The organism is Uliginosibacterium gangwonense DSM 18521 (assembly GCF_000373965.1).
GTDB lineage: Bacteria > Pseudomonadota > Gammaproteobacteria > Burkholderiales > Rhodocyclaceae > Uliginosibacterium > Uliginosibacterium gangwonense.
On sequence record NZ_KB892834.1, the window covers coordinates 68,727 to 83,296 of the forward strand.

At 59.4% G+C, this 14,570-nt stretch carries 13 protein-coding genes; 6 read left to right on the forward strand and 7 right to left on the reverse strand.

Annotated features, from left to right (window positions below; all coding sequences use genetic code 11):
- The first annotated feature begins 176 nt into the window (after positions 1-176).
- Positions 177-914, forward strand: a complete 738-nt coding sequence (locus B145_RS0100330) for a DUF1345 domain-containing protein (RefSeq protein ID WP_018604388.1) — start codon at positions 177-179, stop codon at positions 912-914.
- 21 nt (positions 915-935) lie between these two features.
- Here B145_RS0100330 and B145_RS0100335 read toward each other — a convergent pair whose 3' ends face one another.
- Positions 936-1,637, reverse strand: a complete 702-nt coding sequence (locus B145_RS0100335; protein WP_018604389.1) for a hypothetical protein — start codon at positions 1,635-1,637, stop codon at positions 936-938.
- Positions 1,638-1,709: 72 nt separating this feature from the next.
- Entirely contained in the window at positions 1,710-2,132 is a 423-nt protein-coding gene (locus B145_RS0100340; protein ID WP_018604390.1) for a hypothetical protein, read from the reverse strand.
- A gap of 222 nt (positions 2,133-2,354) precedes the next feature.
- Between B145_RS0100340 and B145_RS0100345 the strand changes: the two genes are divergently transcribed.
- From B145_RS0100345 to B145_RS0100365, 5 genes are all read left to right on the forward strand, one after another.
- Entirely contained in the window at positions 2,355-3,095 is a 741-nt protein-coding gene (locus B145_RS0100345) for a response regulator (protein WP_018604391.1), read from the forward strand.
- A complete protein-coding gene (locus B145_RS0100350; RefSeq protein WP_018604392.1) occupies positions 3,086-4,432 on the forward strand; it encodes an ATP-binding protein in 1,347 nt (448 codons plus the stop codon). The genes B145_RS0100345 and B145_RS0100350 overlap by 10 nt, the downstream gene beginning before the upstream one ends.
- A 112-nt stretch (positions 4,433-4,544) precedes the next feature.
- On the forward strand, positions 4,545-6,464 hold the full coding sequence (locus B145_RS23855; RefSeq protein WP_018604393.1) for a ribonuclease catalytic domain-containing protein: 1,920 nt from the start codon (positions 4,545-4,547) through the stop codon (positions 6,462-6,464).
- Positions 6,465-6,475: 11 nt separating this feature from the next.
- Positions 6,476-7,447: an energy transducer TonB family protein gene (locus B145_RS23860; protein WP_018604394.1), complete on the forward strand. Its 972-nt coding sequence runs from the start codon at positions 6,476-6,478 to the stop codon at positions 7,445-7,447.
- A 225-nt stretch (positions 7,448-7,672) separates the two neighbouring features.
- Positions 7,673-8,551 carry a DMT family transporter gene (locus B145_RS0100365; protein ID WP_026258683.1) on the forward strand — a complete coding sequence of 293 codons (879 nt, stop codon included), beginning with the start codon at positions 7,673-7,675 and terminating at the stop codon, positions 8,549-8,551.
- 3 nt (positions 8,552-8,554) lie between these two features.
- On the opposite strand, the gene B145_RS0100370 is transcribed toward B145_RS0100365, so the two are convergent.
- From B145_RS0100370 to B145_RS0100390, 5 genes are all read right to left on the reverse strand, one after another.
- Positions 8,555-10,261, reverse strand: a complete 1,707-nt coding sequence (locus tag B145_RS0100370) for a bifunctional metallophosphatase/5'-nucleotidase (RefSeq protein WP_018604396.1) — start codon at positions 10,259-10,261, stop codon at positions 8,555-8,557.
- Positions 10,262-10,271: 10 nt separating this feature from the next.
- The gene (locus B145_RS0100375) at positions 10,272-10,862 is read right to left on the reverse strand and encodes a MotA/TolQ/ExbB proton channel family protein (protein WP_018604397.1); all 591 of its coding nucleotides are present in this window, start codon (positions 10,860-10,862) and stop codon (positions 10,272-10,274) included.
- A 63-nt stretch (positions 10,863-10,925) separates the two neighbouring features.
- Entirely contained in the window at positions 10,926-13,319 is a 2,394-nt protein-coding gene (locus tag B145_RS0100380) for a TonB-dependent receptor (protein ID WP_018604398.1), read from the reverse strand.
- Between the two features lie 15 nt (positions 13,320-13,334).
- Positions 13,335-14,024 (reverse strand): energy transducer TonB, encoded by a 690-nt coding sequence (locus B145_RS0100385; RefSeq protein ID WP_157288206.1) that lies wholly within the window; start codon positions 14,022-14,024, stop codon positions 13,335-13,337.
- A gap of 42 nt (positions 14,025-14,066) precedes the next feature.
- Positions 14,067-14,483 carry an ExbD/TolR family protein gene (locus B145_RS0100390; RefSeq protein ID WP_018604400.1) on the reverse strand — a complete coding sequence of 139 codons (417 nt, stop codon included), beginning with the start codon at positions 14,481-14,483 and terminating at the stop codon, positions 14,067-14,069.
- Positions 14,484-14,570 lie beyond the last annotated feature (87 nt).

Here is a 14,570-nt window from a genome sequence, read left to right on the forward strand (position 1 = left end):
TTGGAGTTCCTTGAAAATACAGTCTATGAGGAGCAAGCCTAGCGGTTCAAACAGCGCCTGCTCTGCCAAGCGTAAGCGAAGAAAGGCCACATGGCAATGCCACCGATCCTTGCCTAAAGCCAGGGCTTAGAATTCTTTGTAGGGAGTTCGTCAGGCGCCTGACAAGGTGTTCGATTATGATGGCTCTCCCCCTCCGCGATGGAACAAAGGAGCAGAACGTGACCACCGACCCTTCCATGCATTTGCTGCACCATCGCAGCATCTTCATCCGCCAGATCCGGGCACGGCCACGGCTTTCCCTTTCGCTTGCTTTTGGCATAGCAACAGGATTGCTGTTTCCCCTCGCACTTGCGCCGCATCTTGCCAGCCGTCTACTCATCGCGTGGAATGCGGGCATCTGGCTCTACCTACTGCTGGTGGGTGTCATGATCATGCGTTCGTCTTCCGAACGCATGCATTGGCGCGCCAGAGTACAGGACGAAGCCCGGCTGGTCATCCTCAGCGGCGTGATCCTCACCTCACTGGCCTGTTTGGCGGCAATCGTGGCAGAACTGGGTGTAGCCAAGGACACGCAGGGGGCGATACGCGTCGGACACCTGACACTCGCTGCCGCCACGCTCGTGGCATCGTGGTGCTTTGTGCATCTTACATTTGCCCTCCACTATGCCCATGACTATTACATAGACCTGGGGCAAGGGGGCGATGGCGGACTCAACTTCCCCGGCACACGGGAACCCCATTACCTCGATTTTCTGTATTTCTCCTGTGTCATCGGAACATCCGGCCAGACTGCAGATGTGTCTTTCTGCTCCAGCCGGATGCGCCGCACAGGGCTCGTGCATTGCATATTGGCCTACATTTTCAACACAACCGTGCTGGCACTCACCATCAACATTGCATCAGGGCTGTTCTGATGTGTCCACACGCATTGCCCATCAGCCAAATTTAACGAACATCTTGGCATAAGGCGCTTTGACTTTGGCAATCGCCTCCCGGATGCGCGCTGCATCGCGGGTGAGCACGGCGGCCTTGAGATCAGCGACGGACTTTTGCAGTGCGGCCAGCATCACGCCAAACTCGGTTTGTTTGGCATATTCCGGCGGCGCCTCGGTTTTCAGCCGCTCGGCCAGAAACGTCAGCACGCCGGTCTGCGCGATCAGTTCGTCCGCACCCTCGGGCCTGTCAAGCGCTTTCGGCCCTTCTGTCAGCACCCATTCCATCTGGGCGTGGTAGGCGTTCATATGATCACTATAAACCACCACGTTGTTACGGTGGCGCAGCGCAGCGATGATGTCACGCGCATGTTCAAGGGTTTCATGCGCCTCGCCCAGTTGATTGGCCTCAATTTCGTGCTCAGCCTTTTTGTAGACCTTGTCGACCTCGGCGAGTGACTGGGCAAAACCGGCATCCCGATCATAAGGAGCGGGAGGGCTGGCAAATGCAGTGGCAAGCTGCGCCCACCCCTGCTGCGCCTGCTTCACGGCTTGCAAGGCTTCGGCCTGGGCATTGCTGTTCGTTTTGAACAATGCGATCCGATAAGGCACATAGCTGGCCTGTATTGCATCAGTCACGGCATCGGCTGCGTGGGCGGCCCCAAAAGCGCAAAGCAGACCAAGCATTACGGTGGGCTTGAACATGAGATCACTCCTTATCAAATCATTCCATCCTGCCCCCGGCCCACCAGGGTAGCCGGGGGCGGCAGGCGATCATTATTTGATCAGGCCACGGGCCTTGAGGTTGTCACAGGCATTCTGACGCGGGGCAGGCAATGTGACCCCTTTGTCCTTGGCGCGGGATTCCATCGTGCTACGGAATTCGGCCTGCACTGCCTTGCATTCATCATAGGTCTTGACGGCACGCATCTTGGCTTGATGGGCAGTGCGTTCTTCCGAGGTCATGAGCGCGGCGCCACCACGCCCGCCATTCTGACCACCGTGCATGCCGTGACCACCGTGGCGGCCCATGCCACCGCCCTGGTTGCCTGCGCCCTGGCCTGTTCCATTTTGCATGCAGTTGCGGCCCTGCCCCATGCCACAGACGGCGTTGGGGGCGCTTTGCGTCTGGGCCAGCACCGGCACGGTGAGTACGGCGCCAAACAGGGCGATGAGAGCGATACGGGTAATGTTTGTCATGATGATCTCCGTGGTTGTTACACTGGGTAAGGGGAAGGATGTGTTTCGTCCGTCCTTGATGCGTATTTAAGATCACAGATGTAAGCGAGGTGTTGCATCCAGCAGCCGTTTTGCATCGCCCGGTAACACTTGGCGAAGCTGTTACAGTGGGTTACAAACAAGACCACGGAGCCCGCAAAAAGCGCGTTTAATCCACTCAGAACCTGTCGCGATATACCAAGTATGGAAAAAGCCGATTGCATCCTGATTGTTGATGACGACCCGGAAATCCGCCGCCTGCTGGTCGATTACCTGGCCCGCAACGGTTTCGAGGCGCACGCTGCACGCGATGGCCGCGAGATGTGGCGTGAGCTTGAACGCCACGCGGTCGACCTGATCGTGCTGGATCTGATGCTGCCGGATACCGATGGCCTGAGCCTGTGCCGCGATCTGCGCGCCAAGCCGGGGCACGGCAATATCCCGGTGCTGATGCTCACCGCGCGTGGGGAGGATACCGACCGCATCATCGGCATCGAGATGGGGGCGGATGACTATCTGGTCAAACCCTTCAATCCGCGTGAGTTGCTGGCCCGTATCAAGATGATTCTGCGCCGGACCCGAGCGCTGCCGCCCAACCTGCGGCCCGAGCCTGCACGCTGCCTGGGCTTTGCCGGGTGGTGTCTGGACACGGCCACTCGCGTGCTGACTGCGCCGGATGGGGTGGTCACACCGCTGTCCGGTGGTGAATACCGCTTGCTGCGCATCTTTCTGGATCACCCCAACCGGGTGCTCAACCGCGATCAATTGACGGAGATGATCCACGGCCGCGAGGCCGAACCCTATGACCGCGCCATTGATGTGCAGGTCAGCCGCTTGCGCCAGCGCCTGCGTGACGACAGCCGTGAGCCCATGCTGATCAAGACAGTACGCGGCGAAGGCTATGTGCTGGCCAGCTCCATCGAGGTACGCGACTCATGCGCCTGAACTGGCTTCCCTCCAGCCTGTTTGCGCGCCTTGCGCTGATTCTGCTGGCGGGCCTGTTGGCGGCCCAGTGGGTGAGCTTCTGGCTGCAGTCAGATGAACGCGCCGTGGCGGTTTCCCAGGCGCGCGGGCTGAATTTTTCGGATCGCATTGTGGAAGCCGTGCGTGTGCTGGAGGCTGCCCCTGCCTCCCAGCGGGAAGCCACTATCGCTGCCCTGCAATCGGCAGCCCTCCAGGTACGCATGATCAGCGAGGATCAAGTCTCCCCCCACGCCCCGCAAGGCCAGATCCGCATGATGATTGCCGCCCGCCTGGGCAGCGAACGGGAGATCCGCTCACCCGGCGGCCAGGGCGGCATGGGCCACCATCAGCGCGGCAACGCCGCACGCAGCTTCGATGTACGCCTGAACGATGGGCAGTGGGTGCGGATCACCGCCACACTCGAGTCTGACCCGCCCGCCCTCTCCTCCAACCTGATCACCCGCCTGCTGCTTACCTTGGTCATTGTGCTGGCGGTGGTCATACTGGCCCTGCGCCAGATCAGCCAGCCACTACAGCAACTGGCACAGGCGGCAGACAAGCTGGGCTACGATCTGGACGCCCCACCGCTGGCCGAGCAGGGCTCCACCGAAACACGCCGTGCCGCACAGGCCTTCAACCGCATGCAGGGGCGCATCAAGCGCCTGATTGACGAGCGCTCACGTGCGCTGGCGGCGGTCTCGCACGATCTGCGCACCCCCTTGACCCGCCTGCGCCTGCGCGCCGAGCTGGTGGAAGACGATGACTTGCGTGAGCAGATGGCCGCCGACATGGATGGCATGGCCGCCATGCTGGACGCCACCCTGGATTACCTGCGCAGCCTGCAGGAAACCGAGCCCCCATGCCGCATCGACATGAACGCCCTGCTGCAAAGCCTTGCCGAAGACGCCGCCCTGCTGGGCAAGGCTGTCGAGGTAAGCGGCTGCACCACCGCGCCCTATACCGGGCGGCTCACGGCACTGCGGCGGGCTCTGCAGAACCTCATCGACAATGCCATCAAGTACGGCCAATCCGCCCGGATCAGGCTGGAAGACAACCCTGAAGCGCTGCTCATCAGCGTGGAGGACGATGGCCCCGGCATTCCGCCAGAGCAACTGGGGCGGGTTACCGAACCGTATTACCGGGTGGATGCCTCGCGCAACAGCGCAACCGGCGGCATGGGGCTGGGGCTGTCCATCGTCAAGGACATTGCCCTGCTGCACGGCGGGGAGCTTCTGCTTGCCAACCGCGCTGAAGGCGGGCTGCGCGCCACCCTGATACTCCCCCATGTGAGCACAGATCACACACTCAATCCGGCTTGATTGCAGACACCGGCTACAATGGAGCACACCCAGGCCATTTCAACGGGTGCGCCAAACCGCAGTTTCAAGGATAATCCGCGCTCGCATATCTCTGCCCGCAGTGCACATACACATGAATGTTTTGTTTGAAGAGGATGGCGCGTTCAAGACCGCCACTATCCTCAGCGATAACGACACCTCCCTGCAGGTGGAAACCTCCACCGGCAAGCGCGTCAAGCTCAAGACAGCCAACGTGCTGCTGCGCTTTACCACACCCGCCATCGGCGAGTTGCTGGCACGTGCCGAGACCGAAGCACAGGGGATGGAAACCGAGTTTCTGTGGGAAATGTGCGGGGATGATGAATTCGCCTTTGCTGATTTCGCTGCAGACTATTTCGGCCATGCCCCTTCGGCCATTGAAGCCACCTCGGTCCTGCTCAAGCTGTTTTCCTCACCGATCTACTTCCACCGCAAGGGCAAGGGGCGCTTCCGCAAGGCGCCGACCGAAATCCTGCAAGCGGCCCTGGCTGGGGCCGAGAAAAAGCGCCAGCAGCAGGAACAGGTGGAGCGCATGAAGACAGAGCTGCTATCAGACAAGCTCCCGGCAGAGTTCCCACCGATGCTGCAACAGCTACTCTACCGCCCGGATCGCAACCGCCTGGAAACCAAGGCACTGGAAGCCGCAGCAGAAGAAAGCGGGCAGAGCATTCCGCGCCTGCTGCTCAAGGTAGGGGCGCTGCCCTCCAGCCACGACCTGCACCTGGGCCGCTTCCTGTTTGAATACTTCCCGGAAGGCACCGACTTCCCGGCTGTGGTGGCCCCACCGCTGCCAGACGATCTGCCGCTAGCCACTGTGCAGGCCTTCTCGATCGACGACGCCACCACGACCGAAATTGACGACGCCTTCTCGCTCACCCGCCGTGAGGAAGGGGGCTGGAAGGTCGGCATCCACATCGCCGCCCCCGGCCTGGGCATCCGCCCCGGCTGCCCGATTGATGCGATTGCCCGCAAGCGCCTGTCGACGGTGTACATGCCCGGCAACAAGATCACCATGCTGCCCGACGATATTGTCTCCGCCTACACCCTGGGTGAAGGGCAGGCACGCCCTGCCTTGTCGCTGTACGTGGAGGTGAATGCCGACTACAGCATTGCAGGCCAGCACAGCATGATCGAGCGCGTGCCCGTAGTTGCCAACCTGCGCCACCACGACATCGAACCGCTCTTCAACGATGAAACGCTGATGGGCGACCTGCCCGACGCCCCCTACATGCCCGAACTCAAGGTGTTGTGGGAACTGGCTACCGTGCTCGAAGCCGGGCGCGGCAAGCCTTCAGCCAACCAGAACATGCTCGACTACAACTACTACGTGGATTGGGCACAGGAAACGCACGACGGCCCCGGTGTCGTCACCATCGACCGGCGCAAGCGCGGCTCGCCGCTGGACAAACTGGTCGCCGAACTGATGATCCTAGCCAATTCCAGTTGGGGCAAGCTCCTGCACGAAGTGGGCATCCCGGCCATCTACCGGGTGCAAACAGGCGGACGTGTGCGCATGAGTACCGCTGCCGCCCCGCACGACGGGCTGGGGGTAGATTGCTATGCCTGGTCGTCCAGCCCGCTGCGCCGCTATGTGGACCTGTGCAACCAGTGGCAGTTGATCGCCCACCTGCGCGGCGAAGAACCGCCGTTCCCGCCGGGATCTGCCGAACTGGCGGCGGCGATGAACGACTTCGACCTGACCTACTCGGCCTACAACGAATTCCAACGCGGCATGGAGCGCTATTGGTGCCTGCGCTGGCTGAGCCAGAACAAGCTGAAGGAAACCACCGCCAAGGTGCTGCGCGAGAACATCGTGCGCCTGGAGGAAGTGCCCTTCGTGTTCAAGCTGCATTCGCAGCCCGCCGGAGTCAATCCGCACGACCGCGTCCAATTCGCTCTCGAAAAGATCGACCTCATCGATATTGACCTGCGTGGCAAGTACCTCGCCACGCTACCGCCCTTGGTGGCAGACGATGAGACGGGCGGCGAAGAAGGCGAAGAGCCGCTGGCGTAGAATCGCAAGCCATGTCTGCGCCCAAACCACCTTCATCCAAGAGCACCGCTGCCCGCCCGGCAGCGGCACAAGCTCCGCACAAATCGTCGCATAGCGGCAAGGCCCGTCGCGTGCGCAAACCCAGCCCTATCCGGCCCGCTTATGCCCTGCCGGTGGCAGTCGTCATCTCTCTTGTTGCCCACGCGGTGATGCTGGCAACCGGCTTTGTCGGCTTGCCTGCCGGCCCCAAGGTCAACCGCGACCAGGGGCTGCAGATCGTACTGGTCAATGCCAAGCACGCCCAGTCATCCAAAAATGCAAAAGTGCTGGCCCAGGCTGACCTGGATGGTGGGGGCAATACAGACCAGAATGTGATGCCCAGCTCACCGTTGCCGCCAGACCCTGATCGGCGCGAAGGTGATAGCCTGGTGGAAGCGAAAAAGCGCCAGGTGGAACTAGAGGCCGTGCAGCGCGACCTGCTGACCGCAGCCAAGGGCAAGACCGATACTGAAACGGTCGAGAAGAAAAAGAAGTCCGACGAAAACCCCACCGAGACCGACCCCAGCCCGCCGGGGATCGACATGGTCCGAGCCAGTGCCATCGCCCGCCAAGCCGCGATTGTGGACAAGGCGCTCAAGGAATATGCCTCGCGTCCGCGCAAGGCTTTCGTCGCCCCCACCACCAAGTACGCCTCACACGCCCAATATGTAACGGCCTGGAGCACAAAGGTGGCACGCGTGGGCGAGTTGAACTTCCCGCGCAACCAAGTCGGCTCGCTGTATGGCAGCGTGCAGGTACACATCGAACTGAGCGCAGAAGGACGGCTGGTAACGCTGGAAATTGTGCGCCCGGATAAGGACCCGAAGATCAACGATGCCGCCCTGCGGATCATCAAGATCGCCGAGCCCTATGCACCGTTCCCGCCCGAAATCCGCAAGGAATATGACAGGCTGGAATTCGTGCGCACACTGACCTTCACCCGCGACGACGTTACAATGCAGTAAGAAGCCATAACAAAATAGTTCTGGCGTTGTTACGCCGCCTTGCCGTACTACTTGTACTGTCTGCGGTGGCGCGCCTAGCCAGAACCGTTGCACTCCATTTTGTTACGGCTTCTACGCAGGTGCGCCTTCCCGGCGCCCTGTTTGCAACCTTGGCTCACCGCTCCCGGCTCGACAGAGCATGGGAATTGCTACACAATCAGCCTCTTTGCTGATTTTGACGTCATCATGTTTACCCGCCAGTACAGTCGCCCGGTGGCAATTATGGTCATGGTGCTCTGCACCCTGTTGTGGAGCATGGCGGGCGTCATGACGCGGCACCTGGAAGCCGCACGCAGCTTCGAAGTCACATTCTGGCGCAGCACCTTCTGTGCAGTGTTTGTCGTACTCGCCCTAAAGTTCAGTGGCGGAGAACAGGCGCTGGCTTCGCTGCGGCGACCCAGCAAAAGCCTGTTGATTTCCGGTGCCTTGTGGGGCGTGATGTTCTGCTGCTTCATGATCGCACTCACGCTGACCTCCACCAGCAACACCCTGGTTGTCAGCAGCGCATCCCCTTTGCTCACGGCGCTGCTCGCGCGCTTTGTGCTGCGCACACCGATCACGGGCGCAACATGGTTTGCGATTGTGATGGCCGTGGCAGGCATGGCCTGGATTTTCTCAGGCGGGGTGGCAGCAGGTAATCCGCGCGACGTGCTTGGCATGCTGATTGCATTGAGCGTGCCTCTCGCCTCGGCCATCAACATCATCACCTTCAAACACAGCGGTCACGCGGTCGATCTGGTGCCCGCCGTATGCCTGGGTGCTGTGTTTTCGGCATTGGCGATGCTGCCGCTGGCGTGGCCCATACAGGCCTCTGCCCACGATATCGGCATACTCGCCATACTCGGGGCCTTCCAGCTCGGGCTGCCCTGCATGCTGATGGTGGTGGCCTCCCGCAGCCTGAGCGCACCACAGATATCGCTGCTCGGCCTGCTCGAAGCCCTCTTCGGCCCGCTCTGGGCATGGCTGGGCGCTGGGGAAATCCCCACCGCAGCCACCCTGCAAGGTGGCTCGGTGGTGATTGCAGCACTGGTGCTCAATGAACTGCGTCAGTTGCGCCGCACCTGATCGCTACTTGCCATAGGCATCCACACGCCGGATACGCCCTTCGGACTGCACATCCAGCGTAGCCGTGGCACTTTCGGTATACCAGCGGATCGCATCGATATCCAAGCCCAAACCGTGCACATCCGTCCCTTGGGTGAGCACCTTGGCACCATCGCCACCGCCCGCCAGGAAGGCATTCATTGCGACCCGGTAATTGCGCTGCAGATTCAAGGTTTCCCCGCCGATACGCACGTCAAACACCCGATCCTGAATGGGGCGCGCGGCATCCCAATGGTATGTAAGTTCCCTGGAAACCTGCAGAAGTGAAGGGTTCTCCGCTTCATGCCCTTGCCATTGGTCACGCAACAACTGCATGACCTGCACACCACTCAGGCTCATCACCACCAGATTGTTCCTGAAGGGCTGGGCCGCATACAGGTCACCAAAACGCAGCACGATGGGGCGCTCTGTACCGGGTTTGCTAGGCAGATCAGCCCGCAGGCCACCGGAGTTGGTGATGGCGAAATCAACCGGCTCCGTTCTCCGGGCATAGGCGGCTTGCGCATCAGCTACAAGATTCCCCAGCGATGAATCCCCGTAGCCTGCTTGGGCCTGACGGGTCAGCGGATTGGCAAGACGACCGACCACCTGATTGCGCAGGCTCGCGGTCTGTTTGGCGGTTTGCTCAACAAAATCCTGCATGGCCGCGTCCGGCTTCAGCGTGCTCTGATCCACCACGTGATTGGTGGCCTCTGTGGCCAATACATCGCCGGTGCGACGGTCGATCTTGAGACGGATCTCGGAAACCAGCGCGCCGTAGCTATAGCCCTGCGTAACCAAACGCCCATTGATCTTACAGGTATAAGCATTATGGGTATGCGCGGACATCACCACGTCGACTTCAGGGTCCAAACGTTTGACGATATCGATGATCGGCCCTTTCAGCCCCTCACAGCGATAGGTCGGATCGTTGAAATCCCCCGCGTATTCGCCCCCCTGATGCACCAGTGCAACAATCGTGCGCACGCCTTGGGCCCGGATTTCCGGCACGTAGTGATTGATGGTCTGCACTTCATCCTCAAACCGCAGGGTTTTAATACCCGCAGCCATCACCATATCAGGCACTTCATGCAGCGGTGTTCCGATGAAGGCAATCTTGACGCCGCCGACCTCACGTATGACATACGGCTTGAGAAATGGCTTACCATTGGCCTTGTCGATCACGTTGGCAGCCAGATACTCAAACCTTGCGCCGGAGAAACCGGGCATGGCACAACCATTGGCGGGGCACTCCCCCTTGATGCGGCGCAGCAAGGCATCGCTGCCGGCATCAAATTCGTGATTGCCGACCACGCTGAGGCTCAGCCCCATGCGGTTGAGCGCCTCGATTGTCGGTTCGTCATTGAGCAATGAAGAGGACGCGGGTGAAGCCCCAATCAGATCGCCCACGCCAACCGTAATGCTATTGGCGTTGTCCTTGCGCAAAATGGCCAATTCGCTTGCCACATAGGCCGCCCCCCCTGTGGGCACCGCAATCTTGCGGCTGGGGTCTGCTGGATCGGGCAGATTGAGCACACGCGGGGTCGGGTCGGCAGACTGGATATGACCATGGAAATCATTGATCCCCAGGATGGCAACCTCTGCCACAGCGGTCTGGGCGGGCGGCGCAGAAGCGCACCCGGCCAGCGCCAGTATCACAAGGGCCGGGGTCACCTTCAAAACTGCATGCATAAAGCACTCCTCAAGCCTGGGTGGAGATCCGCAGGATCAAAATCTTCAAATGATCGCTGATGCGTTCAACGCGGTCGTTGAAATGGTTCAAGAATACCAGCACAAACAAGGCCGTGGAAATCCCCAGCGCGGTTGCAAACAGCGCCGTACCGATCCCTGCAGACACGCCCTTGGGGTCTGACACCCCGGCACTGGCCAGCGAAGTGAAGGTTTCGATGATGCCCAGGATCGTGCCCAGCAGGCCCAGCAAGGGGGCCGCCGTCACAATGGTATCCAGCACCCACAGATGACGGGTCAATTTGGCCCGCAAATCGAGGTAGATGGCCTGGGAGAGATTTTCCATCTGCTCATCCGTGCGCGCCTGCTTGCGTTCTTCAATCAAGGCGCGCAGGGCCTCAGCGGGGATGTTGTCTTGCCCGCCAACGTGGGCAGCCAATTCATCCAGCGATTTGGATTGCCCGATCACCGTACCTTCCAACGCCCGTGCATGCCTGAGGGTATGCAGAAAAAATACGATGCGCTCCACGCTGATGAACAACGCCAACGTAAGGCAGGCATACATGAGATAGAACGAAATCTGGTGCAGGAGTTGATAGTTCATGGCGCAGGCAATCTCAGAAAAACAGGGGCCACCAGTGCAGCCCCTTGGGGGTGGAGAGAAGAATCAGAAATCAACCGACAGACTGAGCGTGGTCATGCGCGGTGCGCCGAGGTAGTAGTACACCGTGCTTGTACTCGTGACGCCATTGACCGCATAGGCATTACTCTGCGAGCTTTGCGGGTTGCGATAGCGTTTGTTCCACAGGTTGCTGACGTTCAAACGCAAGGTCGGTTTTTTCAGGAAGCCGACATCATCAAACTGATAGCCTGCATCGAAATCAAACAGCCAATAGCAAGGCACCTTTTCATCATTCATCAAGGTTGCATATTGCGTGCCCGTATATTTGCCCTGCAGGCGCAAATAGTATTGCGACCAGGCATATTGTGCAGAAAGCCCGGCCATCCAGGTCGGCGTGAGCACAAACTTCTTGCCCGTGGTGGGCAGATTACCATTGGAGCTGGCGCTGGAGCCTGCCAGCAGATCGTTCTTGATCTTGCTGTTGTTGTAAGTCAGCGAAGAATAGAACGACCAGCCATCCACGGGGCGTGTTCCCAACTCCAATTCCAGGCCACGGTTACGCACTGCCCCGGCATTGGTGTAGATGTTTTTCTGCACCACCGGATCATAGGCGTTGGCCTGACGATTCTTGAACTCCACCCAGAACAGCGAACCAGAGAGCGTGAGCCACTCGCCCTGGAAGCGATAGCCCAAATCGGTATTGATCGAGGTTTCCGGCTTCACGTTACCAATCAACTCTGCCTGCCCATTGACCAACCCCACATTGTTGTTGCTGGGGGTGAAGGCATAGTTGGGCGGCGCCTTGAAGTTCTTGGCCGTATTGAAGAAGATCTGGTGCTCAGGCGTGAAGTTATAGCGTGCGCCCACCTGCGGCAGCACGGCAGAGTAGGACTTCGTGATGCTGTAGTTGGTCGCGGCCAGGGTGCCCGTGCCTTCATTGGCATAGTTGGTGAAGTCGCGCTCGATATGCGGGAGGCGTACCCCGGCAGTCAGGTTCAGGCGATCATCGATCAGTGAGACGCTATCTTGCAGGAATGCTTGCCATGCCGGACTGATCGTCTTCCAGTCGCGTGATTCATAGTCGGAACCATCCGGGCGCGTGATATGGTCGTTCTTGAGCCAGATATCGACAGGGTTGCCATTGTTATCCACCGCCACGGCAGGGCCGGTCTGGCGGTGTTCGGCGCGTTCATACCACAGCCCGGTCTGCACGGTGTGGTTGGCGAGGTTCAGCGTCAAGGAGCTGTTGACGCCGGGGCGATATGTCTTTGTCACAGAGCTGCTAGCCACTACGATGGTATCCAGCGTGTCACCATCGCCATTGAGGTCGACCTTGCCGGTCTTGGTCCCCGCAGCCGTCAGGAAACTGCTTTCAGACAGCTTGGCCTGTTGCGTACCACCGGTGCCGTAGCCATACCAGTAATAGGGCTGCACGCGCAATTGAGCATTATCGGCCAGCTTGAATACGCCATCGAAAGAAACTACGGCATTCTCAAACGGATTGCGCGCCAGGTTGTAGTAAATCGGATTCGGGCCCGTTTCGTTCTGTGCCGTACCATTTACCGGGGTAAGATGCCCGGGTGTAAAGGCGCTGGAATAATCAGTCCAATAGCCACTTTGATCCAGCGTCTTGAGGCTGATAGTTCCGATATTATTGTTCACCGCCCGGTTGTAGAGCACCGAGCCAGAAATATGGCTGCCCTTGGACAAATCCCAGCGCATGCCAGTGTCCAGGTGATTCTTATCTGCGCCCCCCTCACCCTTCCACTTATTCGCCTCTGCATGAGACGCAGAGACGAAGAACTTGAGCTTGTCGTTATAGAAGCGCCCGGTATCAACGCGCAGATAAGTCTTGTTCAGGCTCAATTCGCCAATGGTATAGCTCAGGCGGATGCGTGCCTTGTCTTCCGGGTCACAGCTGGAAATGCCCACGTTGCCACCCGTAGCGCCAACGTGAGGGGCATCTACATCGGTTGAACCTTGGGTCACAAATTCCTGGCAGACGTTTTCGTTATCCACATACTCCTGCGGATAGACGGCAAAGCTGCCGGAATCATTCACGGGAGCGCCATTGACAGTAAAGCCGAGCTGATCACTGTTGAACCCGCGCATGGTCATGCCGCCACCAAATAAGCCCGTGGCATCATGGTTAAAAGAATTCACCCCTGGTAGCATGTTCAAGGATTGGAAGGGGTTGCCCGTTGCACGCTCCTTGGCCAATTCCGCACGCGTAACGTTGCTGCGTGCCTTGGTGGCGTCTTCCTGGATGATTCGGCCAGTGCCCAGCTTGTCGCCTTCACCGGTAATGGTCACCGTGCCTAGATCGGTTGTGGTCTGCGCATAAGCGGGCGCCAAGGCCAACAGCAAGATTTGCGAAGCGATCACGCGCAGGCGGAAAGCGCCAGCGTGCGGATGGGTTCCCCGAGTACGATTTTTCATGACATCAGCTCCTAGTCAATTTTTGGGTACTTCGTATTTGAGCCGGATGCAGAATTCATGCTGCGCCTGGCCTCTGAAAGCGCTCTCGTCAAAAGCCGGATACCGCAATCGTGCCACCAAGCGTTTCCCCGTCTGGTCAAGCAGGATCGAACCCGAACTCTCCTTGACATTGGCATCCACATAATCTCCATTGCGCGCCAGCGTTACACAAACCTCCACTGTGCCTTCGGGTTTTTGCGTCATCGCCTCCCGTCCGCTTGGGTAAGCCTTGGCCGCATTGATCAACTGGCGGATCTTGTCGGCAAAGCTGGCATTCGTATTGGCTGCTGGCGCCGGGGGAGCAGGAGGTGGCTCCGCCACGGATGGCGTCTGCACAGGCGGCTCGGAGCGCATCGGCGCAGGTTTTGGCAGCGGTGGCGTTTCTGTGACATCGGCATGAGCCGCCTCGGTTGCCGTGGGCACCACAGGCTCCGGTCGGCTCACAGGCGTAGGGGCAACCGGCTTGGCCTGCACTTCCTTGGGCTGTACGGGTTGCACCTTTTGCGGCTCTGGCGGCGGAGGCTCAGGTGTCGGCTTGGGCGGTTCTTCAATCGGCGCAAGCTCAACAAGCTGGGCCTTTTCAGGCTCGACCTGTGCCGCCTGCAACAAGCGCCAAGGCACAGCCGCACCAAGCAAGGCTGCACCACATGTGACTACAAAGGCCACTTTCCGCCTATGCAGATACAATACAGACAAGGCCATGTCGATTTAGCCTTGCGTGCGGGCGCGCGTTGCAATCGACACCTTGCTGATACCACCGGTACGCAGCAGGTCCATCACGTCGATCACTTTCTGCATCACCGCTTCACCATCGCTCTTGATGATGACTTGCGGCTCAACCGCCCCCTTTGCCAATTCCTTGACCTGTGCAGCCACGCTCTCCGCCTGCGTCTCATGCCCATTAACCTGAATGGCCCCTTCCTTGCTGATTGTCACAATGACAGGCTGATCCAGGCTGACCTTTGCAGTGGTGCTGGAACTGGGTAGATTGGTGGTCACACCAAAAGAGGGGATAACGTTGATGCTGATGAGTACAAAGAACACCAGCAGGAACATCATCACATCGATCATGGGGATGATTTCGATGCGGGCGTGGCGTTTGGGCGGGGAATCAAAGTGAATCATGATGACGACACAGTCACGGCTTGTAATTCAAGCCGGTCATCATGTCGTCATCTTGTTTCAGAAACGTTAAGAGAATAATGCTGACGC

Excerpts from the sequence above, each read along its gene's own strand:
- B145_RS0100350 (WP_018604392.1), top strand. The coding sequence starts at position 3,086 with ATGCGCCTGAACTGGCTTCCCTCCAGCCTGTTTGCGCGCCTTGCGCTG.
- B145_RS23860 (WP_018604394.1), top strand. The coding sequence starts at position 6,476 with ATGTCTGCGCCCAAACCACCTTCATCCAAGAGCACCGCTGCCCGCCCG.
- B145_RS0100340 (WP_018604390.1), bottom strand. The coding sequence starts at position 2,132 with ATGACAAACATTACCCGTATCGCTCTCATCGCCCTGTTTGGCGCCGTA.
- B145_RS0100335 (WP_018604389.1), bottom strand. The coding sequence starts at position 1,637 with ATGTTCAAGCCCACCGTAATGCTTGGTCTGCTTTGCGCTTTTGGGGCC.
- B145_RS0100390 (WP_018604400.1), bottom strand. The coding sequence starts at position 14,483 with ATGATTCACTTTGATTCCCCGCCCAAACGCCACGCCCGCATCGAAATC.
- B145_RS0100330 (WP_018604388.1), top strand. The coding sequence starts at position 177 with ATGATGGCTCTCCCCCTCCGCGATGGAACAAAGGAGCAGAACGTGACC.
- B145_RS23855 (WP_018604393.1), top strand. The coding sequence starts at position 4,545 with ATGAATGTTTTGTTTGAAGAGGATGGCGCGTTCAAGACCGCCACTATC.
- B145_RS0100380 (WP_018604398.1), bottom strand. The coding sequence starts at position 13,319 with ATGAAAAATCGTACTCGGGGAACCCATCCGCACGCTGGCGCTTTCCGC.
- B145_RS0100345 (WP_018604391.1), top strand. The coding sequence starts at position 2,355 with ATGGAAAAAGCCGATTGCATCCTGATTGTTGATGACGACCCGGAAATC.
- B145_RS0100370 (WP_018604396.1), bottom strand. The coding sequence starts at position 10,261 with ATGCATGCAGTTTTGAAGGTGACCCCGGCCCTTGTGATACTGGCGCTG.
- B145_RS0100365 (WP_026258683.1), top strand. The coding sequence starts at position 7,673 with ATGTTTACCCGCCAGTACAGTCGCCCGGTGGCAATTATGGTCATGGTG.
- B145_RS0100375 (WP_018604397.1), bottom strand. The coding sequence starts at position 10,862 with ATGAACTATCAACTCCTGCACCAGATTTCGTTCTATCTCATGTATGCC.